Genomic DNA, 23,494 nt, shown 5'->3' with positions numbered 1-23,494 from the left:
GGGTGGTGTTCCGTACTGACGTTCATGCCTCGTGCCGCTCCTCGCGCGGGCCCGCCCTTCCCAGGCCGCTGTGCACGCGATGAGGGGTGTGGTTTTGTCCCGTTCTTGGTCCTTGACACCCGGGTTGCGACACGTCACGCTTGTTGCGTTAAACGCATAATGTTGCGAATTGCGCAACAGAATATGCAGCAACGGAGGTGGGTATGACGGGCCCGCGCGTCGTCATCATCGGAGCAGGCGTCGTCGGTGCGGCGCTCGCCGACGAAGTGTCGGCCCGGGGCTGGACGGACGTCACCGTGGTCGACCAGGGCCCGGTGCCCGCGACCGGAGGCTCCTCCTCGCACGCCCCGGGACTGGTCTTTCAGATCAACGGGTCGAAGACCATGACCGAGATGGCGCGCTACACCGTCGAGAAGCTCTGCTCGCTCGACCTCGACGGCGAGCCCTGTTTCCTCCAGGTCGGCGGCCTGGAGGTCGCGACCAGCCCGGAACGGCTCGCCGAGCTGCACCGCAGGCACGGCTGGGCCACGTCCTGGGGCGTCGAGTCGCGCCTGCTCACCCCCGCCGAATGCGCCGAGCTCTTCCCCCTGCTCGATCCCGGCGCCGTGCTCGGCGGCCTGCACATCCCCACCGACGGCGTCGCCAAGGCCGTACGCGCGGTCGAGGCGCAGCTCAGGCGCGCCCGGTCCCGCGGCGTACGGGTGCTGGATCGGCACGAGGTGCTCGACGTCCGCACCGAGGACGGCCGGGTGGCCGGGGTGGTGACCGACCAGGGCGAGATCCCCGCCGACGTCGTGGTCTGCTGCGCCGGCATCTGGGGGCCGAAGGTCGCCGGCATGGTCGGGATGCCGCTGCCGCTGACCCCGCTCGCGCACCAGCTCGCCTGGACCGGCCAGGTGCCCGACCTGGCGGGACGCGAGGAGGAGGCGACGCTGCCGATCCTGCGGCACCAGGACGCCGACCTCTACTACCGCCAGCGGTTCGACGGCGTCGGCATCGGCTACTACGGTCACCGGCCGATGCCGGTCGGCCCCGAGGACCTGCTGTCCGTGGTCGAGGCCGAGGTCATGCCGTCGGTGATGACGTTCACGCCGGAGGACTTCGAGGACGCCTGGACCGAGACGCAGCGGCTGCTGCCCGGCACCCGCGCGGCGAAGCTCGACGAGGGCATCAACGGCCTGTTCTCCTTCACCCAGGACCACATGCCCCTCATGGGCGAGTCGCCCGACGTGAAGGGCTTCTGGGTCGCCGAGGCGGTCTGGGTGACCCACTCCGCCGGCGTCGGCAGGGCGATGGCCGAATGGCTGGTCGACGGCCACTGCACCTCGTTTGACTTGCACGAGTGCGACGTCAACCGGTTCGAGCCGCACCAGCTCGCGCCCGACTACGTGCTGGCCCGCGACTGCCAGAACTTCGTCGAGGTCTACGACATCATCCACCCGCTCCAGCCGATGGAGGAGCCGCGGCCACTCCGCCTCAGCCCCTTCCACACCCGGCAGCGCGAGCTGGACGCCTTCTTCCTGGAGGCCGTCGGCTACGAGCGGCCGCAGTGGTACGGCGCGAACGCCCGCCTGCTGGAGGGACGCGACATCCCCACGCCGGGCGACTGGGCGGCGCGCTACTGGTCGCCGATCGTCGGCGCGGAGGCCCAGGCCTCCCGCGAGTCCGTCGCGCTGTACGACATGACCGCGCTGAAGCGGCTGGAGGTGGCCGGCCCCGGCGCCCTCGCCTTCCTGCAGCGGCTGACGACGGGCCAGATGGACAAGTCGGTCGGCTCGGTGACCTACTGCCTGCTGCTCGACACCGACGGCGGCATCCGCAGCGACGTGACCGTCGCCCGGCTGGGCCGTGACGTGTTCCAGGTCGGCGCCAACGGCAACCTCGACCTCGACTGGTTCCACCGCCACCTGCCCCCGGACGGCTCGGTCATGGTCCGCGACATCACCGCGGGCACCTGCTGCCTCGGCGTCTGGGGCCCGCGCGCCCGCGACCTCGTTCAGCCGCTGACCGACGCCGACTTCTCCAACCAGGGCTTCCGCTACTTCCGGGCGAAGAAGGCGTACATCGGCACCGTGCCGGTCACCGCGCTGCGGCTGTCGTACATCGGCGAGCTGGGCTGGGAGCTCTACACCACCGCCGACATGGGCGCCAAGCTGTGGGACACGCTCTGGGAGGCCGGGCAGCGGCACGGGATCATCGCCGGCGGGCGGGGCGCCTTCGCGAGCCTGCGGCTGGAGAAGGGCTACCGGTCCTTTGGCACCGACATGACCTTCGAGCACGACCCGTACGAGGCCGGGCTCGGGTTCGCGGTGAAGACGGACAAGGGCGACTTCATCGGCCGCGAGGCGCTGGAGCGGCGCAAGGAGAACGTGCGCCGCCGCCTTGCCTGCCTGACCGTCGACGACCCCACCCAGGTGGTGATGGGCAAGGAACCGGTCTACGACGGCGAGAGCGCGGTCGGCTACGTCACCAGCGCGGCCTTCGGCTACACCATCGGCAAGGGCATCGCCTACGCCTGGCTGCCCGCCGAGCTGGCCACGCCGGGACGGACGCTGGAGATCGGCTACTTCGACCGGCGGGTGACCGCCGTGGTCGCCGAGGAGCCCCTGTTCGACCCCGCCATGGAACGGCTGCGCAGCTAGTGAGGACTGAAGTGAACGATTCGGTGATGGACGTGCCGCTCGCCGAGGCCGACCCGGAGGTCGCGGCGGCGATCGGCGCGGAGACGGAACGCCAGCGGTCCACGCTGGAGATGATCGCGTCGGAGAACTTCGCGCCCGTCTCGGTCATGCAGGCCCAGGGGTCGGTCCTGACGAACAAGTACGCCGAGGGCTACCCGGGCAGGCGCTACTACGGCGGCTGCGAGCACGTCGACGTGATCGAGCAGCTGGCGATCGACCGGGTGAAGGCGTTGTTCGGCGCGGAGGCCGCCAACGTGCAGCCCCACTCGGGAGCGCAGGCCAACGCGGCGGCCATGTCCGCGCTGCTGGAGCCGGGCGACACGATCCTCGGCCTTGACCTCGCGCACGGCGGCCACCTCACCCACGGCATGCGGATCAACTTCTCCGGCCGGCTCTACAACGTCGTGGCCTACCACGTCCGCGAGAGCGACAGCCTCGTGGACATGGAGGAGGTCGAGCGGCTCGCCCGCGAGCACCGGCCCAAGCTGATCATCGCAGGATGGTCGGCCTACCCCCGGCACCTCGACTTCGCCGCCTTCCGGCGGATCGCCGATGAGGTCGGGGCCTACCTCATGGTCGACATGGCGCACTTCGCCGGGCTGGTCGCGGCGGGGCTGCACCCGTCGCCGGTCCCGCACGCGCACGTCGTCACCACGACCACCCACAAGACACTCGGCGGGCCCAGGGGCGGCGTGATCCTGTCCACCGGGGACCTCGCCAAGAAGATCAACTCGTCGGTGTTCCCCGGTCAGCAGGGCGGCCCGCTGGAGCACGTCATCGCGGCGAAGGCCGTCGCGTTCAAGATCGCGGCGGGTGAGTGGTTCCGCGACCGGCAGCGCCGCACGCTGGAGGGCGCGCGGATCCTCGCCGACCGGCTGCTCGCCCCCGACGCCGCCGAGGCGGGCGTACGGGTGCTGTCCGGCGGGACGGACGTCCACCTGGTGCTGGTGGACCTGCGCGAATCCGAGCTGGACGGCCGTCAGGCCGAGGACCGGCTCCACGAGGCCGGGATCACGGTCAACCGCAACGCGGTGCCGTTCGACCCCCGGCCCCCGATGGTCACCTCGGGGCTGCGGATCGGCACCCCGGCCCTGGCCACCCGGGGCTTCGCCCGCCCCGAGTTCGAGGAGGTCTCCGACGTGATCGCCCAGGTGCTGCGTCCCGGCGCGGACCTGACGGCGCTGCGCGCCCGGGTCGAGGCCCTCGCCGCCAAGCACCCGCTCTACCCCGGCCTGAACGGGGAGGCCCGATGAGCCCCGGAACTCCGAGCCCCGAAACCCAAGGGCGCAGGACTCCGGGAGCCGACCTGCCCGACCACCCCGACCGGCTGTGGCGCTCGGCCGAGCCGAAGCGCGCGTACGACGTGGTGATCGTCGGCGGCGGCGGCCACGGCCTGGCCACGGCCTACTACCTGGCCAAGAACCACGGGATCACCGACGTCGCGGTGCTGGAGCGCGGCTGGCTCGCGGGCGGGAACATGGCCCGCAACACCACGATCATCCGGTCCAACTACCTGTGGGACGAGAGCGCGGGCATCTACGAGCACGCGCTGAAGCTCTGGGAGGGGCTGGAGGAGGACCTCGGCTACCCGCTGCTGTTCAGCCAGCGCGGCGTGCTCAACCTGGCGCACAGCCTGCAGGACGTGCGTGACAGCGTGCGCCGGGTCAACGCCAACCGGCTCAACGGCGTGGACGCCGAGTGGCTGACGCCGGAGCAGGTCAAGGAGGTCTGCCCGATCGTCGATGTCTCGCCCGACGTGCGCTACCCGGTGCTCGGCGGCACCTACCAGCCCCGGGCCGGTATCGCCAAGCACGACTACGTGGCCTGGGGCTTCGCGAAGGCGGCGGCCGACCTCGGGGTCGACATGATCGAGCACTGTGAGGTGACCGGCCTCGACGTGCGCGACGGCCGGGTGACCGGCGTCCAGACCACCCGCGGCCCGATCGCGGCCGGGAAGGTCGCGCTCGCCGCCGCCGGGCACTCCTCGGTCGTCGCCGGGTACGCGGGGGTGTCGCTGCCGCTGCAGAGCCACCCGCTGCAGGCGCTGGTGTCGGAGCTGCTGGAGCCGGTGCACCCCACCGTGGTCATGTCCAACGCGGTCCACGTCTACGTGAGCCAGGCGCACAAGGGCGAACTGGTCATGGGCGCGGGCATCGACGCGGCCAACTCCTACCGCCGGCGCGGCGCCTTCCACATCATCGAGCGGCAGATGTCGGCCGCGCTGGAGCTGTTCCCCGTCTTCGCCCGGGCGCACGTGCTGCGGACCTGGGGCGGCGTGGTGGACGTCACCCCCGACGCCTCGCCCGTCGTCGGACTCACCCCCGTCGAGGACCTGTACGTCAACTGCGGCTGGGGCACCGGAGGGTTCAAGGCCACCCCGGGCGTCGGCTGGTGCTACGCCCACACCGTGGCCACCGGCGAGCCGCACCCCCTCAACGCCCCCTTCTCGCTCGACCGGTTCACCACCGGCAAGCTCGTCGACGAGCACGGCGCCGCCGCCGTCGCCCACTGATTGTCTCGGAGTGCCAATGCTGCTGATCGCCTGCCCGTGGTGCGGGCCGCGGGACGAGGCCGAGTTCCACTACGGGGGGCAGGCTCACGTCGCCTATCCGGAGGACCCGGCCGCCCTCTCCGACGAGGAGTGGGCCCGCTACCTGTTCTTCCGCGACAATCCCGAGGGCCTGTTCGCGGAGCGGTGGAGCCACACCGCCGGTTGCCGCCGCTGGTTCAACGCCGTGCGTGACACCGCCACCAACGAGATCCACGCCGTCTACCGGGCGGGCGAGCCGCGGCCGGTGATCGCATGAGCGAGCGTAGCGAGCGAACCGGCGGGGCCGCCGCACAACCGCACCGTCGTGAGGGAGCGAGCGGGCGAGTGCTGCGCTTCCGGTTCGACGGCCGGGAGTACGAGGGCCTGGAGGGCGACACGCTGGCCTCGGCGCTGCTCGCCAACGGCGTGCGCGCGGTGGCGAGCAGCATCAGGCTCGGCCGCCCGCGCGGCGTGTACGCGGCGGGCAGCGAGGAGCCGAACGCGCTCGTCCAGATCGAGGAGCCCTTCCCCGAGCCCATGCTCCAGGCGACGACCGTCGAGCTGTACGACGGCCTGGTCGCCACGGGCCTGCCGGGACAGGGCAGGCTGGCCGACCGGCCCGACCCGGCACGCTACGACGCCGTGCACGCGCACTGCGACGTGCTCGTGGTCGGCGCGGGACCGGCCGGCATCGCCGCCGCGGGCGTCGCCGCGCGGGCCGGGGCCCGGGTGATCCTCGCCGACGAGCGGCCCGAGCCGGGCGGCAGCCTGCTCGGCACGGCCGAGACGCTCGACGGCAGGCCGGGCCGCGAGTGGGCGGCCGAGGAGGTCGCCGCGCTGGCGGCCCTGCCGGAGGTGCGCGTGCTGCGCCGCACCACGGTCCTCGGTCACTACGACGACAACCACGTCATCGCGGTCGAGCGCCGGACGAACCACCTGGGCGCCGCGGCCCCCGCCGACGTGGCGCGCGAGCGCGTGTGGCGGATCCGGGCCGGGCGCGTGGTGCTGGCGACCGGCGGGCACGAGCGGTTCGTCGCCTTCGCCGGGAACGACCTGCCCGGGGTGATGCTGGCCGGCGCGGCCCGCACGTACGCGAACCACTACCGCGTCCTGCCCGGGCGCCGGGCGGTGGTGTTCACCACCAACGACAGCGCGTACGCCGCGGCGCTCGACCTCGCCGACGCGGGGGTGGAGATCGCCGCGATCGCCGACGTGAGGCAGGCTCCCGGCGAGGCGTGGGCGGCGCGCTGCGCCGAGCGCGGCCTCGAGGTCCTGACCGGCCACGTGGTCACCGCGGCGAAGGGCGAGGGCGAGGTCTCCTCGGTCGAGGTCGCTTCGCGAGAGGGTGGCCAGGCGCGGGAGATCCCCGCCGACCTGCTGCTCGTGTCCGGCGGCTGGACGCCGGTGGTGCACCTGTTCAGCCAGGCCGGGGGCACGCTGCGGTACGACGAGGAGCTGGGCGCCTTCACGCCCGGCGAGACGCGTCAGGCGGTGGAGGCGGCGGGGTTCGCCAGGGGCGTCCGTACGCTGCGGGCCTGCCTGGAGGACGGCGCCGAGGCGGGCCGCCGCGCGCTGGCCGCCGCCGGGTTCGCCGTGCCGGCCGGACCAGCTGTGCCGTCCGGGACAGCCGTGCCGTCCGCCGGGGAGGAGCCGGCCGCCGCGCCCGCCGAGCACCTGTGGCTAGTCGAGGCCCCAGGAGACGGCGGCGACTACGGCACGCACTTCGTGGACCTGCAGCGGGACGTCACAGTGGGAGAGGTGCTGCGCGCGGTGGGCGCGGGGCTCACCTCGGTCGAGCACGTCAAGCGCTACACCACCGCCGGCACGGCCCACGACCAGGGCAAGACGTCCGGCCTGCTGACCGGCGGCGTCGTGGCGCACGCGCTCGGCGTCGACGTCGCCGAGCTGGGCACCACGACGTTCCGCGCGCCGTACACGCCGGTCTCGTTCGCCGCGCTGGCGGGCCGCGACCGGGGACCGCTGCACGACCCGGTGCGCGTCACCGCCATGCACGAGTGGCACGTGGCGCGCGGGGCGCTGTTCGAGAACGTCGGACAGTGGAAGCGGCCCTGGTACTACCCCCGGCGGGGCGAGGGCCCGGGTGAGGACCCGGGTGAGGACATGGAGGCCGCCGTGCTGCGCGAGTGCCGGGCGGCACGCGAGGACGTGGCCGCGATGGACGCCTCCACGCTCGGGAAGATCGACGTGGTCGGGCCCGACGCGGCCGTGCTCCTCGACCGGCTCTACACGAACATGATGAGCACCCTCAAGGTCGGGTCCATCCGCTATGGCGTGATGTGCCGCCCCGACGGCATGGTCTTCGACGACGGCACCGTCATCCGCCTGGCGGACGACCGCTTCCTCGTCACCACGACCACCGGCAACGCGGCGGCGGTGCTCGACTGGATGGAGGAGTGGCTGCAGACCGAGTGGCCGGACCTGCGGGTCTGCTGCACCTCGGTCACCGAGCAGTGGGCGACCGTGGCGCTCGTCGGGCCGCGTTCCCGCGAGGTGCTGGCGCGGCTCGCGCCCGGCCTCGCGGTGGACAACGACAGCTTCCCGTTCATGACGTGGCGGGACGCCGAGGTGGCCGGGATCGAGGCGCGGGTCTGCCGGATCAGCTTCTCCGGCGAGCTGGCCTACGAAATCAACGTGTCCTCCTGGTCCGGGCTCGCCCTGTGGGAGGCGGTCATGGCCTCCGGCGAGGTCACGCCGTACGGCACCGAGACCATGCACGTGCTGCGCGCCGAGAAGGGGTTCCCGATCGTCGGCCAGGACACCGACGGCACGGTCACTCCGCAGGACCTCGGCATGGAGTGGATCGTCTCGAAGAAGAAGGCCGACTTCGTCGGCAAGCGGTCCTTCGCCCGAGCGGACACCTCCCGGCCCGATCGCAAACACCTGGTCGGCCTCCTGCCGGAGGACCCCGGCGTGCTGCTGCCCGAGGGCGCCCACCTTGTGGAGACCTCGGCGCTGCCCGAGCCGCCGGTGCCCACGCTCGGCTTCGTCACCTCCAGCTACCGCAGCGCCGCGCTGGGCCGTACGTTCGCGCTCGCGCTGGTGAGCGGCGGGCGCGAGCGGGTCGGCGAGCGGCTGTACGCACCGGTCGGGGCGGACCTGGTGCCCGTCACCGTGACCTCCCACGTCCTGTACGACCCGGAAGGAGCGCGTCGCGATGGCTGATTCGGTGGCTGCGTCGGTGGCTGCGTCGATGGCTGAGCGCAGGAGCCCGGCCGCGGCGTTCGCGGCCAGGTTCGAGGCGGCGAGCGCGGGCGGCGGCCTGCGCCTGGCCGAGATCCCGTTCCTGACCCAGATCAACCTGCGGGTGGACCCCAAGAGCCCGGCGGCGGAGCGCATCGGGACGGCGATCGGCGTGCCGCTGCCGGTGGAGCCCGGCACCGCGGCGGGCGGCGGTGACCTCGAGGTGCTGTGGCTCGGGCCCGACGAGTGGCTGGTGGTCGGTCCCGACGGCGCCGCCCCGGGGCTTGTGGAGCGGCTTACCGAGGCGGCGGACGGCGAGCACGTCTCGGTCGTCGACGTGTCGGCCCAGCGCACCACCCTGGTGGTCGCCGGGGACCGCGCGCGGGACGTGCTGGCCCACGGCTGCGCGCTGGACCTGCACCCTCGCGTGTTCGGCCCGGGCCGGGTCGCCCAGACCATGCTGGCCAGGGCGGGAGTCGTCCTGGTCGCCGGTGCGGACGGCTTCCGCCTGCTGGTGCGCTCGTCTTTCGCGGCGTACGTCGCGGAGTGGCTGCTCGACGCGTCCGTCGAGTACGTGGCCGGCGGATAGGCGGCTGCTCACGAGCATCCGCCCGCCGCCGCACCCCGCCGCCCGTTGTCGCCTGCCGTCGCACCTCGCCGCCCGCCGCCGCCCGCCGTCGCACCTTGCCGGGCCTCGCCGGGCCGGCGCGCGCCGTCGTGGAAGGCCGACGATCGGGCATTTCTGACCGTGACGTACCATCGAGGACGCTCGTGAGGAGGGCCGTCCGTACCCCGGTGGGAGATCATGTTCCGCACGCTGATGAAGTCGAAGATCCACCGCGCGACCGTCACGCAGGCCGATCTGCACTACGTCGGCTCGGTGACGATCGACGCGGACCTGATGGCCGAGGCCGACCTCGTCGAAGGTGAGAAGGTCGACATCGTCGACATCGACAACGGCAACCGCCTGTCCACCTACGTGATCGAGGGCCCGGCGGGCTCCGGCGTCATCGGCATCAACGGCGCCGCCGCCCGGCTCATCTCGGTCGGCGACCTTGTGATCATCATCGCGTACGCGCTGGTCGCCGAGGAGGAGGTCAAGGCGCTCAAGCCCCGCGTCGTCTTCGTCGACAAGGACAACAGGCCGCTGCACGTCGGTTCCGACCCCGCCGCCGTACCCGACGGCATGGGCCTGGTCCCCGGCGACCTCGCTCCGCCCGCCCGTCCCTGACCCGCCCGCCGGCGGCCACTTCACCCGAACCGCCGGCCCGCTGAGAACTTCGCCGCCGCGCCACCCGCACCCAGGCGCGGCAGCGATACCCAAGCAGTGCAACATCAGGTCGCGCGGATCCGTTATTGCATGCTCACGCCATGTGGATGGTCGAACGAGACCGGGCAGGTGAATATCCATAGTGCATACCCGCGGCCGATCGTGATTCCCGTCGGCTCCCACCGGTTCGGATGTTCGTGGAACTCGTTCTCGGGCCCGGCGTCCTCCAACGGCCGCCAGCGCTCAGTCCCGTCCCACTCGCTGCCGTCGATCTTCACGAGCATGTCCATGTCGGCCCCGCAGTCGTCACAGAGCATCGGGTAGGGGTCGGTGAGGTTCCAGGCCGCGTAACCGCCCACCTTCCAGCCATCGGCGATGGACAAATCGTAGAAGTAGCGATGCCCGCTGGCCTCCTCCCATAGCCTGATCCGCTTTTTCAGATCACTGGGCAGGAAGGCCTTGTAGGGGTACTCGACGACCTGCTCGGGATGCAGAACGCAGGGCACGGGCAGATACGTGTCGTACTCCATCACTTCGGGCTCGGGCTGGTCGGTAAGCACGTCGGTCACGTCGGACGAACGCCGCCAGCGCAGCATCAGCGAGGGCGAGTAGTGGGGCTCGTGGTCGCGCGGACACCACAGGATCTGGAGAACGTCAGCCCCGGCGGGTCCTGCCAGGCCGGGCACATCCCGCATGAAGAGCTGGGCGACGCCCAGCATGGTGGCAGGCGTGTCGGGGTCGGCGTAGTCCTCGTCGAGACCGTCGAGTTCGGCCTGTTCCTCAGGTGTGATGGCGAGCCGCTCGCCCTTGCGTGTCCGTCCCCAAGCCGCAGAAAGGATGCGCCTTCGGCGCCGCTCGGTGTCGAGACGGGTGAAGTAGCCCCCGGCGTCCTCGTGGGAATCGCCACACGTCGGCCAGGGCTCGTCGAAGGGCCAGAGCAGAGGGCCGCCGATCGAACTGTCGTACAGGCCTGGGGTTCCAGGGCGCGGATGAAGGCGTGTGGCCGTCCTGGCGAGCGGGGCGATCTCTGGGAAGACAGCAGCAATGTCGACAGGGTGTGGCGGCGTCGTTCGAGCCATGCCGCCAGAACTTATCGGGCCCCTCTGACAAAGAGGCGGGACGCGCCACGCTACGACGCGCTGGGCCCGATCTGGACGTCGAGCCCGTAGGAACCCTCGCCTACTGCCGCCAGGCCTGCTCGACGCCGGGGTCGAGGCTGGGTCGGGCCGGGGGCGAGGCCGGTCAGAGGAGGGTCATCTGACCGGAGCCGGCGAGGGGGTCGCGGTGTTTGCGCAGGTGCCGCCACCGGGGGAGGTCGTCGAGATACGACCACGAGAGCCGGTGATGCGGGGTCGGGCCCGTCTCCGCCAGCGCCTGCTGGTGAACGGGGGAGGGGTAGCCCGCGTTGGCGGCGAAGCCGTACGCCGGGTGCGCCTCGCCGAGCTCCGCCATCATGCGGTCGCGGTGGACCTTGGCCAGCACCGACGCGGCGGCCACCGACACCGACCGCTGGTCGGCCTTGACCTCGCACCGCACCCGCCACGGCCGGCCGAGGAAGTCGTGCGCGCCGTCGAGGAGCACCACGTCGGGCCGCAGCGGCAGGGCCTCCAGCGCGCGGGACGCGGCCCGGCGCAGCGCCTCGGTCATGCCGACCTCGTCGATCTCCTCCGGTCCGGCCGCGCCGTACGCGTGGCAGGTGACCCAATCCGGCAGGACCGCCGCGAACGCCTCCCGCTGGGCCGGACCGAGCAGCTTGGAGTCGGTCAGCCGGACCGTGCGCTCCCCGCGTCCCGGCAGCTCGGGCGGCGGGCCGAAGGCGGTGACGGCCGCGCAGACCACCACCGGGCCCGCCCACGCGCCGCGGCCGACCTCGTCCACGCCCGCGATGTGGACCGCCCCCGCGGCGCGCAGCTCGTCCTCGATCTCGTATCCGGCCGCTCTCCGCGGGGATGTCGCGGGTGCCGTGGGGGATTGGGCGCCGGGCTCAAGTCCGGGCAGGGCGTCGGTCATCCCCGTATCTTCCCAGGCCCGGCGAGCCCTTCCTGGCCGCTTCCGTCACAGAGCACGAATAGTTGCCCGGTGCCCCACCCGCACCCTGCCTCAGGAGCAGGTAGTGCCGTTGAGGGTGAAGGCGGCGGGCGTGGGGTTTGCGCCGGTGTAGGCGCCGTTGAAGCCGAGGTACAGCGACTGACCCGGCTTGAGCGTCTTGTTCCATTCGTAGTTCTCGGCCGTGACAGCGGCGCCGGATTGGGTCCAGACGGCCGACCATCCGTTGGTGACCCGCTGCGATGCGAGCGGGAAGCTGAAGCCGAGCTTCCATCCGGCGATGGCCGCGGTGCCGGTGTTGGTGATCGTGACAGTGGCGGTGAACCCGCCGCCCCAGGTGGTGGGCGCGTACGTGACCTTGCACGCGATATCGGAGGACGGGGACGACGACGGGCTGGGGGACGGCGACGGGCTGGGTGAGGACGTTGCGTTGGGCTGCGCGACGGCGGTGTACGGCGCGGAGGGGTTGCTCAGGTTGCCGGCGGCGTCGCGGGCGACGACCTGGAAGGTGTACGACTGGCCGCCTTCCAGGCCGGAGACGATGTCGCGGGGGAGGCCGTTCTCGCCCTCGTAGGCGTAGCCGTGGTCGGTCCGCCGGAAGAGGTCGTACTTGGGCGGGACCCCGCTGTCGTCGCTGACGCCGTACCAGGCGAGGAAGACTCCGCCGGGAATGGACATCCCGCTCACGGACGCCATCCCGGTCGGGGTGCCGGGCGGAGTGGTGTCGGTCCCGGGGCTCGGGCTGGCGCCGGGGGGTTCGACCATGGCCCGCTGGCGGACCAGGTCGGAGGGCGCGCTGAGGTTGCCCGCGGCGTCCTTCGCCACCACGTAGAACAGGTAGTCGCGTCCGGGGGTGAGGTCGCCCACGATCGCGAGGACCTTGTCGTCGGCCAGCGCGGAGACCTGGGCCGGCACCTTGCTGAAGGCGCCGTCGATCCAGGCGTACACGTCGTAGCCGGAGACCGCCACGTTGTCGGTGGAGCGGGTCCAGGTCAGGCCCGCCGCTCCGTTGATGTAGACGCTGTACGGCCCCGGCCCCTCCGGACGGGTGGGTGGGGTCCGGTCGATCGGCGACGGGCTGGGCGGGGGAGCGGACGGCGACATGCCGCTGAGATAGTTCGCGGCCTGCGTCACCTCGTTGGACGGCGGGCCGGCGTTCCCGGCCGCGTCCCTGGCGATGACCCGGAACGTGTACAACTGCCCAAGGGTGAGGTCGCTGACGATGGAGCCCGTGCCGGTCGTCGTACGGACGGCCGTGAAGACGCCGTCCTGCTTGATCTGGACGTCGTAGCCGGTCACCCCGACGTCGTCGGTAGCGGCGCCCCAGCACAGCGACACGCCGACGCCGAGGCCCGACCCGGGCGCGCCGGGCAGCGGGCAGTGGAACAGCGTTCCGGGCGCGCTGGGCGGGGTGGTGTCCGTGGTGTCCCTGGTGTATGTGGTGCCCGCGGCAGGCGCGGCGGACGCGGCGAGCGCGAGGCCGGCGCCAAGGATCACTGCGACCGGACGGAGACCCTTGACGGGCATGTGGTTCACCTTTCCGATTGGGGCGGCCCGGCGCATCGGGGGACGCGCCGGGCCGTCGGCGGGATCAGGAGCAGGTGGTGCCGTTGAGGGTGAAGGCGGTGGGTTTGGGGTTGCTGCCGGTGTAGGCGCCGTTGAAGCCGATCTGGATGGACTGGCCGGCGTTGATGGCCTTGTTCCAGTCGAGGCTGGTGGCGGTGACGTTGGCTCCGGACTGGGTCCAGGTGGCCGACCAGCCGGGCGGCGTGATCGTCTGGGTGCCGGGGAAGGCGAACTTCAGGGTCCAGCCGTTGATCGCGGTGGTGCCGGTGTTGGCGATGGTTACGGTCGCGGTGAAGCCGCCGCCCCAGTCACTGGTCCCGTAGGTCACCTTGCACCCGCCACCGGCCGACGGAGACGGAGACGGGCTGGGCGAAGGAGACGGAGACGGAGACGGAGACGGAGAGGGGCTGGGCGAGCGGGACGGGCTGGGCGAAGGAGTGGGCAGGCCCGACTGGGCGGTCGCGGTGAGCGTGGCCGAGGGCTGGCTGGTGTTGCCGGCCGCGTCCCGGGCCACGACGTAGAACGAGTAGCTGGTCCCGGCCACCAGCTTGTCCGCGACGTACAGCGTGGACGTGGACGAGCCGATCTTGACGAAGCCGGAGCCCTGCTTCATGTAGACGTCGTAGCCGGTGACCCCGGTGTCGTCGGTCGAGGCCGTCCAGCACATCGGGACGGCGTTGACGAAGTCCGCCCCGCAGACCCACAGCCCGGTGGGCGCGCTCGGCGGCGTGGTGTCCACCGAAGACGACGGCGAAGGCGAGGGCGACGGCGATCGCGAGGGGGACGGGGACGGAGAAGGCGACGGGGACGGGGACGGGCTGGGCGTGCCGCCGGGCGGCGTGCCCCACACCAGCGTGTTCCCGTCGTACACCGGCACGTGCGACGCCGCCGACGCCGACCAGTCGTTGGACGGGTCCCAGGTCGCGCCGTTCGGCACCGAGATCCGCAGCTGCGTGCCCCGCTTGTAAAGCTGGGCGTCGCCGGGGTAGATCGGCTTGCCGGTGCAGTCCACCTCCGCGTAGTAGGTGCGGTCCCCGGCGGACGACGGCCCGCTGACCGCGCAGCCGTTGCTGTCGCCGCCGGTCACCTTCACCTGGGAGATCGAGGTGGAGCCGTCGAGCGTGAAGTAGTAACGCGCCTTGCCCGACTGGAGGACGCGCGGCGGCCAGTTCGACGTGTTGGTGATGGTGACGGTCATGGAGGTGCCGTCCACGCCGGTGTAGACGTTGCCGATCTCGGCGCGGATCTCCTCGTACTTCTCCTCGGGGGCGGGGAAGCCCGCCACCGGTGTCCCGCCGTACTCCTCGGCGAACCGCGCGAGCACGTTGGTGATGCCGGAGTTGTAGTCGATGGCGACCTCGTTGCGGACGTAGTCCGTACGGCTGTCGGTGTAGGCGTCGGTCTGGTCCGGGCCGCCGGCGAGCGCGCCGTACAGGACGTGCAGGTTCGGGCCGGCGGTGTCGCTCATGTAGCCGAGATACTGTCCGCTGGCCGCGCGGTGGTGGACGTGTGTGGGCGGGTTGGTCCCGAAGCCGACCATGTAGCTGGAGTGGCGGGGATTGTCCCCGAGGGCGTAGTCGACCTGCCGCTTGGCGAAGTCGTGATAGCGGGCGTAGAGCGGGTCATCGGGCCCGAGGTGGTCGGCGTAGACGAGGGCCACCCAGGCGGTGTTCAGCGCCATGCGCAGCGACGCCCAGTTGAAGACGTACGCCAGGCCGCCGGGGGTGACCGGTCCCTTCTTGCCCTTGTATCCGACCGTCCAGTAGTCGAGGTAGCGCTGGACGTCGTCCTTGTACGTCTGCTCGCCCGTCAGCGCGGCCATCAGGGCGTAGACGCCGTACTGCTTGTCGTTCCAGCCGAGGCCGAAGGTGTAGGCGGGCACCATGGTCCCGCCCGCGCCCTGGCCCACGTCGGGCTCGCTGCCCATCTTCGGGTAGAACTCGCGGGCCTTGTCCAGGTAACTCCCGGTGCCGGTGGCCCGGTAGAGCCACACGGCCGCCCAGGCCAGCTCGTCCCAGTACATCTTGGTCGCGCCCGGGTGGTCGGAGCCGCCCTCCCAGGTCGAGTTGTAGTAGCCGGAGATGCCTGGCACGCAACTCGTGTACGCCGTGTCCTGACCGTTGGAGCCCTTGGTCGTGTCGGCGAACGTGAACAGTTGCCTGGCGTGGGTCAGCAGCGTGTCCGCGTACGACGGATCGGCCGCGCGGAAGGCCATCGAGGAGGCCGCCATCGCGGCGGCCGTCTCGGCGACGACGTCGGTGCCCTTGCACGACGGGGTGATCTTGTAGACCGGCCGCGCCATGCCCTTGATGTCGATCACCTCGGGCGGACCCCAGTACGCGTGGTCCACGCTGCCGTCGCCCACCTGGACGTACAACGTCTCCGGCTCGGGATGGGCGGCGATCAGGTAGTCGGTGGCCCACTTGAGGTTGTTCAGCATGGGCGTGAGCTGGGTGCCGTAGCCGGTGCGGTTCTCGACCAGCCCCCAGGCCAGCATGGTCGTGGTGAACGCCATCGGGAAGCCGAACTTGACGTGGTCGCCCGCGTCGTACCAGCCGCCGGACAGGTCCACTCCGGCGGACTTTCCGTCGTTCAGCGTGCGGTCGCCGCGCCACTCCACCCGGTTCCAGGCGGGCTTCTTACCGGACTGCTGCGCCTCGTAGAAGTAGATCGACTTCTGCAGAGCCTCGGTGTAGTTGTACGAGCTCGCCGCTTGAGCGGGCGCCGGGCCCGGGACGAGCAGGGCGGCCAGCACTGCGGCCACCCCGCCCAGGGACAGGAGTCTCATCGGGGGCCTCATCTCAGGAGCAGGTGGTGCCGTTGAGGGTGAAGGCGGCCGGGCTGGGGTTGGCGCCGCTGTAGGTGCCCTGGAAGCCGATCTGGACGGACTGTCCGGGGTTGATGGTCCTGTTCCAGTCGAAGCCGGCGGCCGTCACGTTGGCTCCGGTCTGGGTCCAGGTGGCCGACCAGCCGGGCGGGCTGATCTTCTGGTTGCCGGAGAAGGCGAACTTCAGGGTCCAGCCGTTGATCGCGGTGGTGCCGGTGTTGGCGATCGTGACGGTCGCGGTGAACCCGCCGCCCCAGTCGTTGGGCGCGTACGTCACCGTGCAGCCGGCGCCGGCCGAGGGCGACGGCGACGGACTCGGCGAGGGGGACGGGCTGGGCGAGGGTCTGGGGGACGGCGAGGGGGACGGCGATGGGCTGGGCGAAGGCGAAGCCGACGGGCTGGGCGACGGCGACGGCGAGGGTGACGCGGACGGCGACGGCGACGGGCTGGGTGATGGCGACGGCGACGCGGACGGGGAGACGCTGGGGCTGGGCGAGGGCTCGGCGCCGGGTGACGTGCCCCAGATGAGGCGGCCGTCGTTGCCGTACAGGGTCATGTGGTCCGCGCCCTTGGCCGACCAGTCGTTGGACGGGTCCCACGTCGCGCCGTCGGCCACGCCGATGCGCAGCTGCACCTCGCGGCGGAACTCCGACTGGCCGCCGGGGAAGATGAGCGTCCCGGTGCAGTCGACCTCGGCGTAGTAGGTGCGGCCCTCCAGCAGGTGCGGCCCGGTCGGCTGCTTGCACTGCGTGTAGGACGTGCTCACCGTGACCTGGCTCGCCGTGGTCGAGCCGTCCAGGGTGAAGTAGTAGCGGAACTTCGCCTTGTCGAGCACGGTCGCCGGCCAGGCCGACTTGTTGATGACGAACGTCTTGGCCGCCGTCTCCCGGCTCGTGTGGGTGATGGTCGGCTCCAGATAGAACTCCGGGCCGTCGGGGGTCTCGCGCGGCAGCGTGGCCAGGGGCGAGCCGCCGTACTCGCCGTAGAGGACGGCGAGCGAGCTGGTGATTCCGGAGTTGAAGTCGAGTGCGACCTCGTTCTTCACGTAGTCGCCGCGGCTGTCGGTGTAGGCGTCGGCGCCGTCCGGGCCGCCCACGAGGGCGCCGTAGAGGACGTGCCTGCTGACGGTGGGCTCGCCGTCGGGACCGGCGTTGGTCCAGGAGCCGTGCGCGCCGCGGTGGTGCGGGTTGCGCGGCGGGTTCGTCCCGAACCCGATCATGTAGCTGGAGTGGCGGGGATTGTCGCCGAGCGCGTAGTCGACCTGTCGTTTGCCGAAGTCGTGGTAGCGCGCGTAGAGCGAGTCGCCGGAGCCGAGGAAGTCGGCGTACCTCATCGCGACGAAGGCGGTGTTGGCGGCCATGCGCAGCGAGGCCCAGTAGAAGATGTAGGCGAGGCCGCCGGGCGTGACCGTGCCCTTCTTGCCCTTGTATCCGACCGTCCAGTAGTCGAGGTAGCGCTGGACGTCGTTCTTGTAGGTCTGCTCGCCGGTCAGCTCGGCCATCTGCTCGTAGACGGCGTACTGCTTGTCGTTCCAGCCGAAGCCGAAGTTGAAGACCGGCACCTGCTGCCCGTTGCTGCCCGGGTCCTCCTGGCTGCCCATCTTCGGGTAGAACTCGCGCGCCCGGTCGAGGTAGCTCGCGGTGCCGGTGGCCCGGTAGAGCCAGACGGAGGCCCAGGCCAGCTCGTCCCAGTACATCTTCGTGGCGCCCTCGACCTGCCCGCCCTCGCCCGTGGAGTTGTAGAACCCCTGGGCGGCGCTGACGCAGTTCACGTACGCCGTGTCGCGGCCGTTCGTCCCCTTGGTCGAGTCGGCGAACGTGAACAGCTGCCTGGCGTGGGTGAGTAGCGTGTCGGCGTACGACGGGTCGGTCGGCCGGAAGACGATGGACGAGGCGGCCATCGCGGCGGCGGTCTCGGCGGCGACGTCGGTGCCCGGGCACGACGCGGTGATCTTGTAGACCGGCCGCTTGTGGCCCTTGGCCTCGACGGTCTCCGGCGCCCCCCAGTAGGAGTGGTCCTCGCCGCCGTCGCCGACCTGGACGTACAGGACGTTCGGCTCGGGGTGGGCGTTGATGAAGTAGTCGTTCGACTGCCGGAGCGTGTTCAGCAGGTACGGCAGCTGGCCCGAGCGCTCGTAGGACGCCCGGTAGTCCGCGCCGCCCCAGGCCAGCGTCGTGGTCATGGCCGCCATCGGGAAGCCGAACTTCACGTGGTCGCCCGCGTCGTAGAAGCCGCCCGACAGGTCCACCCCGGCGGACTTGCCGTCGTTGACCGTCGAGTCGGCCCGCCAGGTCACCCGGTTGGTGGACGGGAGGTGTCCCGACTCCTGCGCCTCGTAGAACAGGAACGACTTCTGCAGCGCCTCCCCGTAGTTGAAGGAGGCGGCCGCGACGGGGGCGGAGGTCGAGGTGACGGCCAGCAGGGCGCCGGCCAGTGCGGTCGCCGTGCTCGCGCTCAGCAGTCGTCGCGGTAGTCGCATCACGTGCCCCTCGGAAAGGACGACGGGCCGGCCCCGCCGCGCGGGGCCGCCCCGGGAACGGGCGGGACGATCTCGTGCAGACCTCCCGCCCGGATCGTGCGTACGCGAGGTGGCGCGATCCAAGCACGCTCCGGTCACGGAGCGGTACGTCCAGGTCAGCGCGGCCGAGGGCACGCCGCGAGCTGAAACTTTCAGTTCCGCGCGGCGTTCACAGCAGCAGCATGAGCACACCCACGAGGAGAACTCCGGCGACGACCAGGGTCACCGCGAGCAGCGCCCTACTGCCGAACCGGCGGCGGATGAGTTTCGGATTGTGTGCCATCTCCAGCGCCTTTCCGTCTCGCCGGGTCAGTTCCCGGACGTGTGCGTGCGGGACGCCGGATGCGTCCGCCTGAGCTCTCGTGCCCGGCGCAGCAGCGCCGCCCGGCGGGTGTGGGTCAGCACGGTCAGCACCAGTGCGGCCGCCACGAACAGCCCTCCGACCCCCAGTACGGGGGCGAGGCCGGTGCCCCGCCGCACCGCCATCGTGGCGAGGGCGGCGGTGGTGGCGAGCGAAGCGGCCAGAGCGATCCATGCGGCGATCACGCGATCGGTGGCGAACAGCGGCACTCTGCGCATGAGCAGCCATCCGCCGTAGCCCGCCCAGGCCAGACAGGCAACGATGAGCAGGGCGAACACCACCTGCGTACGGCTGGGGAGCGGGCCGGGCTCGCCTGTCCACAGGGCGATCATGAACGCCGTGCCGGACAGCCCGGACAGCAACGACACCACCGCCCGGACGCGCCTGGCGCGCGACAGCGCCGGTTCGAGCCGCTCGATCATCTCCCGTGCCGACAGCCGCGGCTCCTCGGTCATGGCCGGTATCCCTTCTCCTCCAGATGCGCGCGCAACAGGCGACGTGCGCGGTTGAGCCGCGACTTGACCGTCCCGGTGGGGATCTCGCAGATCTGCGCGCAGTCCTCCACCGAGAGGTCCTGCAGGTAGAACAGGACGAGGATCTCCCGCTCCGGCATGGGCAGGCCCGACAGGAGGCTCACCAGCTCGGCGCGGTCCACCGCGGCGTCCACGGGATCGTCGACGGTCATGTCACCGGCCGCCAGGGCCTCGTGCACGGCCTCGTGCTCCCTGGCGTACTGGCCGCGCAGACGGTCGGTGACCGATCGGCGCGCGATGGTGAACAGCCAGGGCGCGAACCGGCCGGGTTCCCGCAGCCGGGGCAGGCCGCGGATCACGGCCAGCCAGATCTCCTGGGTGACGTCATCGGCCCGCTCGGCGTCGAGCATGCGCCGCACGTACGTCCACACGGGCAGCCGCCAGCGGGCCACCAGCTCGGCCAGCGCCGCGCGCTCGCCCAGCTGGGCGCGCACCACCAGCAGCTCGTCGGTCATCTCGTCCTCCCGTCCTCCTGCACAGTCGGACGGGGGACCACTCAGGTTCACGCCTTCCAACAGTCTCAGGGGTGGGACGGCGCGGCGGAGGCCGCCGGGGAGTGATCGGGCCGGAGAGGGCGGCCCGCCTGCCTCGCGGCCGGACGCCCGTGACGTCCGGCCGCGAGACGCCCTGCGGGCGGCGGCGCGGTGTGGCTACGCCTGTGCCGGCGCGGGCGCGTACGTCTCGGCCTCCTCCTGGTGGTTCCGCGCCCGGTGGATCAGCGTGTCCAGCGCCCAGGCGCCGGGCCCGAGAACCGTGATGAGGAAGAACGACCAGCAGAACATCGCCGCCGCCTCGCCGCCGTTCTGGATCGGGAACAGGCCCTGCGGCATGTGGACCATGAAGTACGCGTACGCCATCGAGCCGGAGCACAGCAGCGCGCTGACGCGGGTGAACAGCCCGACGAGGACGAGCGTCCCGAAGATCAGCTGGATGGCCGCCGCCCACCAGCCCGGCCATGTGCCGAAGGCCATGGCGTGACCGGTGCCGCGGTTGCCGCCCAGCACGCCGAAGATCGTCGCCGCACCGTGGCAGACGAACAGCAGCCCCGCCACGATGCGGAAAAGCGAGAGGACTGGTCCCCTGATCTGGTCCGTTTTCATGTGATCACCTTCTTGTCGTGCCTGCCGGACGTGCCGCGCGCATGCGCGCGAACGTGATCCGGGCCGGCCGATGGGAACGCGCCGGAATACAGAGATCCGGCGGAAGGGAAACGGGAAACTCCGGCCGCCGCCTATTCGCAGTCATGGCAACGTAAATCGGCCGTTATTTCCTGTGTTCCGTGGCTCACATTGTCGGCGAATTGGACGTCCGGTGGCGTTGAGCCGCGCGGATGTGCGAGCAAAAGACCCAGAACCGCTGGTCAAATCCCGAAATAGGCAGCATCGTCGCTGGCGGCTTCGGCGGTTCCGGTATGGGCCACGGCTGCCGCTCCTCGCTTATTCGACGGCGAATACGCGCAGGGCGGTGTAACCCCAAGAATGCTCACATAAGCATCCATAGTCAAGAGTTCAAGTAATCCTCCGTCAGGAAATGGCGACACCTTGTCGGCAAATCCATGACGCCACCCTGGCCACCTGCCGATTCTCCACGGGCGCGGACGGCCCCGCGCCGGCGGGCAGCATGAAACTTTCTCGCATCACCGCCGGGAACCGGCGGGCTACCTCGTCCAGAGGCACTCCTGCGCCGTCCGCACGAGTGCCATCAACCGGGCCGACAGCCGTTCGCCCTGCCACGCGAGCGCGTATGTCAGGCGAAGGTCGCCCGCGTCCAGGGGGACGAAGGCGATGTCGTCCCTGCGGACGGACGCGACGACCAGGGAGGGCGTGGGCAGCAGGCCGACGCCGGCCGCGACCAGGTCGAGCGCGGCGGCGAAGTCGTCGATCTCGTCGGCCGCCACGTGCTGCAGGTGCGGCCCGACGCGGGCGGCGAGCCGTGCCCACATCCCGCCGGGCGGGCGTTCGCGCGGCATCAGGACGCGGTGCCGCGCGAGCCGTTCTGGCTGGAGGCGGGGCAGGCCGGCGAGCGGGTCCCCGGCCGGCACGGCCAGATGCCCGACGGGCACGTGGAAACGGGCGGCGGTGGTCAGCTCCCGCGGGAACGGGGCCGCGAGGATGGCCGCCGTCACCTCGCCGGCGGCGAGGGCCGCGACGGCGGCGGTCCGGCCGGCCGGCCACAGCTCCACTTCGGCCGGGGGGTCGTGGCGCGCCATCCGGCGGGCGATCCGCGCCGCGAGGCCGCCGACCGGCGGGGGATAGGCCAGGCGGACATCGGCGCCCTCCGGCGCGGCGAGCCGCCTCGCCTCGGCCGAGAAGGCGGCCGCCGACCCCAGCAACGCCTCGGCGTACGGCAGCAGCGCCTTGCCGGCCGGAGACAGACGGACCTCCCGGCTGGTCCGCTCGAACAGGCGGACCCCGAGCGCGCGCTCGAGACGGCCGACGGCCTGGCTCGCGGCGGGCTGGGAGACGCCCAGTTCGGCGGCGGCGCGGGAGAAGCTGAGGTGCCGGGCGACGAGGGCGAAGCAGCCGATGTCGCGCAGCGGCGGGCCGGAGTCCACGCTCCAGTATGAGGAGATCAGGCGGTCCTGCGCAGACGCAGGTCACAGCCTGTCTGACGGTAGAACGTCAACTGGTCGTAGTAGACCCGCGCGCTGGCGAACACGCCGTCCTCGCCGATCGTGTAGCCGCCCGCCGCCCCGAAGATCACATGGCGGCCGGTGCCCATGATCTCCGTGCCGCCCGGCAGCAGCAACACCCCGGTGTGGGTGGCTCTGAACGTCCACTCCGTGATGATGGTGTCGTCGAGGACGGCCCGCGTGATGAGCTCGTTGTGGATGTCGGGAAACGCCGTGAAGAGCTGCCGGAAGTACCAGCCGATCTGCTCGTGGCCCTCCAGCACCCCGGCGGGCGTGACGAAGACCGCTCCCGTGGAGAAGCAGCGAAGCACCCGCTCCTCGTCCTGGGAGTTGATCGCGTCCGTGAGCGCGTCGAGCAGCGCGCCGATCTCGGTCATGCGCCTCCTGTCCCCGTGCTGGAACTCCTACCCGCGGCAACGGGCGGTAGACGCCGGCGCACGGCGCGCAGTGGCGGCGCGCAGTGGCGGGGCGCAGTGCGGGGCGTGCCGGGGTCAGTGCTTGCGGGCGACCCCGCACAGCGCGTCGACCTCGGAGGCCTCCCCGAACTGGCTGGGGTCGGGCCGCCACCGCGACACCGACACCACCCCCGGCTCCAGCAGCGTGAGCCCGTCGAAGAAGCGCGCGATCTGCCCGGGCGTCCGCAACCGGTAGGGGTCGCCGCCCTCGGCGCGGATGCGCTCCGCCTCGTCGGCCGCCTCGGGGAGGACGACCTTCGTGCCGTCCTCGAACACCAGGTGGCTGCCGGAGGGCAGAGCGGCCATGAGCCGGCGCACGATCGCGTACGCGTCCTCGTCGTCGAGCACCTGGCCCATGATCCCGAGCAGCATGAGCGCCACCGGCTCGCCGAAGTCGAGCGTCTTCGACGCGGCGCTCAAGATCTCGTCCGGTTCGCGTACGTCGGCCTCGACGTAGTCGGTCACGCCCGGCGGGCTGCTGATCAGCAGGGCGTTCGCGTGCACCAGGACGAGGGGGTCGTTGTCGACGTACACGACCCGGGACTCCGGCGCCACCCGCTGCGCCACCTGGTGGGTGTTGTCGGCGGTCGGCAGGCCGGTGCCGATGTCGAGGAACTGCCGGATGCCCACCTCGCCCGCCAGGTGCCGCACCGCCCGGCCGAGGAAGCCCCGCGACTGCCGTGCGATGTCGACGATGCCGGGGTATGCCTGCCGGATCTGCTCGCCGAGTTCGCGGTCGACGGTGAAGTGGTCCTTGCCCCCCAGGAAGTAGTTCCAGATGCGTGCCGAGTGCGGCACGCTCGTGTCGAGCTTGGGACGGTTCTCCTCGCCGGGGCCGTCCGCCGGGCCTTCGCTCACCGGATCCTCCTGCCGT

The 23,494-nt window shown here is 71.5% G+C and carries 18 protein-coding genes; 7 read left to right on the top strand and 11 right to left on the bottom strand.

Annotated features, from left to right (window positions below; all coding sequences use genetic code 11):
• The first annotated feature begins 203 nt into the window (after positions 1 to 203).
• From FLX07_RS16465 to panD, 7 genes are all read left to right on the top strand, one after another.
• Positions 204 to 2,642, top strand: coding sequence for a GcvT family protein (locus FLX07_RS16465; RefSeq protein WP_142571643.1), 2,439 nt, complete (start codon positions 204 to 206; stop codon positions 2,640 to 2,642).
• A 26-nt stretch (positions 2,643 to 2,668) separates the two neighbouring features.
• Positions 2,669 to 3,934 (top strand): serine hydroxymethyltransferase, encoded by a 1,266-nt coding sequence (gene glyA, locus FLX07_RS16460; protein WP_142571693.1) that lies wholly within the window; start codon positions 2,669 to 2,671, stop codon positions 3,932 to 3,934.
• Positions 3,931 to 5,193 (top strand): sarcosine oxidase subunit beta family protein, encoded by a 1,263-nt coding sequence (locus FLX07_RS16455; RefSeq protein ID WP_142571642.1) that lies wholly within the window; start codon positions 3,931 to 3,933, stop codon positions 5,191 to 5,193. Before glyA ends, FLX07_RS16455 begins: the two co-directional genes overlap by 4 nt.
• Positions 5,194 to 5,209: 16 nt before the next feature.
• Positions 5,210 to 5,488 carry a sarcosine oxidase subunit delta gene (locus FLX07_RS37035; protein WP_189105010.1) on the top strand — a complete coding sequence of 93 codons (279 nt, stop codon included), beginning with the start codon at positions 5,210 to 5,212 and terminating at the stop codon, positions 5,486 to 5,488.
• Positions 5,485 to 8,394, top strand: coding sequence for a 2Fe-2S iron-sulfur cluster-binding protein (locus tag FLX07_RS16450; protein WP_189105005.1), 2,910 nt, complete (start codon positions 5,485 to 5,487; stop codon positions 8,392 to 8,394). The genes FLX07_RS37035 and FLX07_RS16450 overlap by 4 nt, the downstream gene beginning before the upstream one ends.
• A gap of 28 nt (positions 8,395 to 8,422) precedes the next feature.
• A complete protein-coding gene (locus FLX07_RS16445) occupies positions 8,423 to 9,001 on the top strand; it encodes a sarcosine oxidase subunit gamma (RefSeq protein WP_208762235.1) in 579 nt (192 codons plus the stop codon).
• Positions 9,002 to 9,217: 216 nt separating this feature from the next.
• Positions 9,218 to 9,643, top strand: coding sequence for an aspartate 1-decarboxylase (gene panD, locus FLX07_RS16440; protein WP_142571640.1), 426 nt, complete (start codon positions 9,218 to 9,220; stop codon positions 9,641 to 9,643).
• Between the two features lie 122 nt (positions 9,644 to 9,765).
• Here panD and FLX07_RS16435 read toward each other — a convergent pair whose 3' ends face one another.
• The 11 genes from FLX07_RS16435 to FLX07_RS16385 all read right to left on the bottom strand — a co-directional run bounded on the left by FLX07_RS16435 (position 9,766) and on the right by FLX07_RS16385 (position 23,478).
• Positions 9,766 to 10,761, bottom strand: coding sequence for a hypothetical protein (locus tag FLX07_RS16435; RefSeq protein WP_142571639.1), 996 nt, complete (start codon positions 10,759 to 10,761; stop codon positions 9,766 to 9,768).
• A gap of 163 nt (positions 10,762 to 10,924) precedes the next feature.
• Positions 10,925 to 11,692 carry a ribonuclease HII gene (locus FLX07_RS16430; RefSeq protein WP_142571638.1) on the bottom strand — a complete coding sequence of 256 codons (768 nt, stop codon included), beginning with the start codon at positions 11,690 to 11,692 and terminating at the stop codon, positions 10,925 to 10,927.
• Between the two features lie 90 nt (positions 11,693 to 11,782).
• Positions 11,783 to 13,255, bottom strand: coding sequence for a cellulose binding domain-containing protein (locus tag FLX07_RS16425; protein ID WP_167748265.1), 1,473 nt, complete (start codon positions 13,253 to 13,255; stop codon positions 11,783 to 11,785).
• A 64-nt stretch (positions 13,256 to 13,319) separates the two neighbouring features.
• Entirely contained in the window at positions 13,320 to 16,082 is a 2,763-nt protein-coding gene (locus tag FLX07_RS16420) for a glycoside hydrolase family 9 protein (RefSeq protein ID WP_167748264.1), read from the bottom strand.
• A gap of 13 nt (positions 16,083 to 16,095) precedes the next feature.
• Positions 16,096 to 18,600: a glycoside hydrolase family 9 protein gene (locus tag FLX07_RS16415; RefSeq protein ID WP_142571635.1), complete on the bottom strand. Its 2,505-nt coding sequence runs from the start codon at positions 18,598 to 18,600 to the stop codon at positions 16,096 to 16,098.
• Between the two features lie 348 nt (positions 18,601 to 18,948).
• A complete protein-coding gene (locus FLX07_RS16410) occupies positions 18,949 to 19,455 on the bottom strand; it encodes a hypothetical protein (protein ID WP_142571634.1) in 507 nt (168 codons plus the stop codon).
• The gene (locus FLX07_RS16405; protein ID WP_142571633.1) at positions 19,452 to 19,988 is read right to left on the bottom strand and encodes an RNA polymerase sigma factor; all 537 of its coding nucleotides are present in this window, start codon (positions 19,986 to 19,988) and stop codon (positions 19,452 to 19,454) included. The genes FLX07_RS16410 and FLX07_RS16405 overlap by 4 nt, the downstream gene beginning before the upstream one ends.
• Positions 19,989 to 20,183: 195 nt before the next feature.
• The gene (locus tag FLX07_RS16400; protein WP_142571632.1) at positions 20,184 to 20,633 is read right to left on the bottom strand and encodes a DoxX family protein; all 450 of its coding nucleotides are present in this window, start codon (positions 20,631 to 20,633) and stop codon (positions 20,184 to 20,186) included.
• A 557-nt stretch (positions 20,634 to 21,190) separates the two neighbouring features.
• A complete protein-coding gene (locus tag FLX07_RS16395; protein ID WP_142571631.1) occupies positions 21,191 to 22,087 on the bottom strand; it encodes a LysR family transcriptional regulator in 897 nt (298 codons plus the stop codon).
• Positions 22,088 to 22,104: 17 nt separating this feature from the next.
• The gene (locus FLX07_RS16390; RefSeq protein WP_142571630.1) at positions 22,105 to 22,542 is read right to left on the bottom strand and encodes an ester cyclase; all 438 of its coding nucleotides are present in this window, start codon (positions 22,540 to 22,542) and stop codon (positions 22,105 to 22,107) included.
• Between the two features lie 114 nt (positions 22,543 to 22,656).
• Positions 22,657 to 23,478, bottom strand: coding sequence for an SAM-dependent methyltransferase (locus tag FLX07_RS16385; protein ID WP_142571629.1), 822 nt, complete (start codon positions 23,476 to 23,478; stop codon positions 22,657 to 22,659).
• Between the last annotated feature and the right edge of the window lie 16 nt (positions 23,479 to 23,494).

It is taken from the genome of Microbispora bryophytorum (assembly GCF_006874465.1).
Taxonomy (GTDB): Bacteria; Actinomycetota; Actinomycetes; order Streptosporangiales; family Streptosporangiaceae; genus Microbispora; species Microbispora bryophytorum.
The sequence above is the reverse complement of the archived record's forward strand: the minus strand, read 5'-3'. Positions and strand labels throughout refer to the sequence as shown.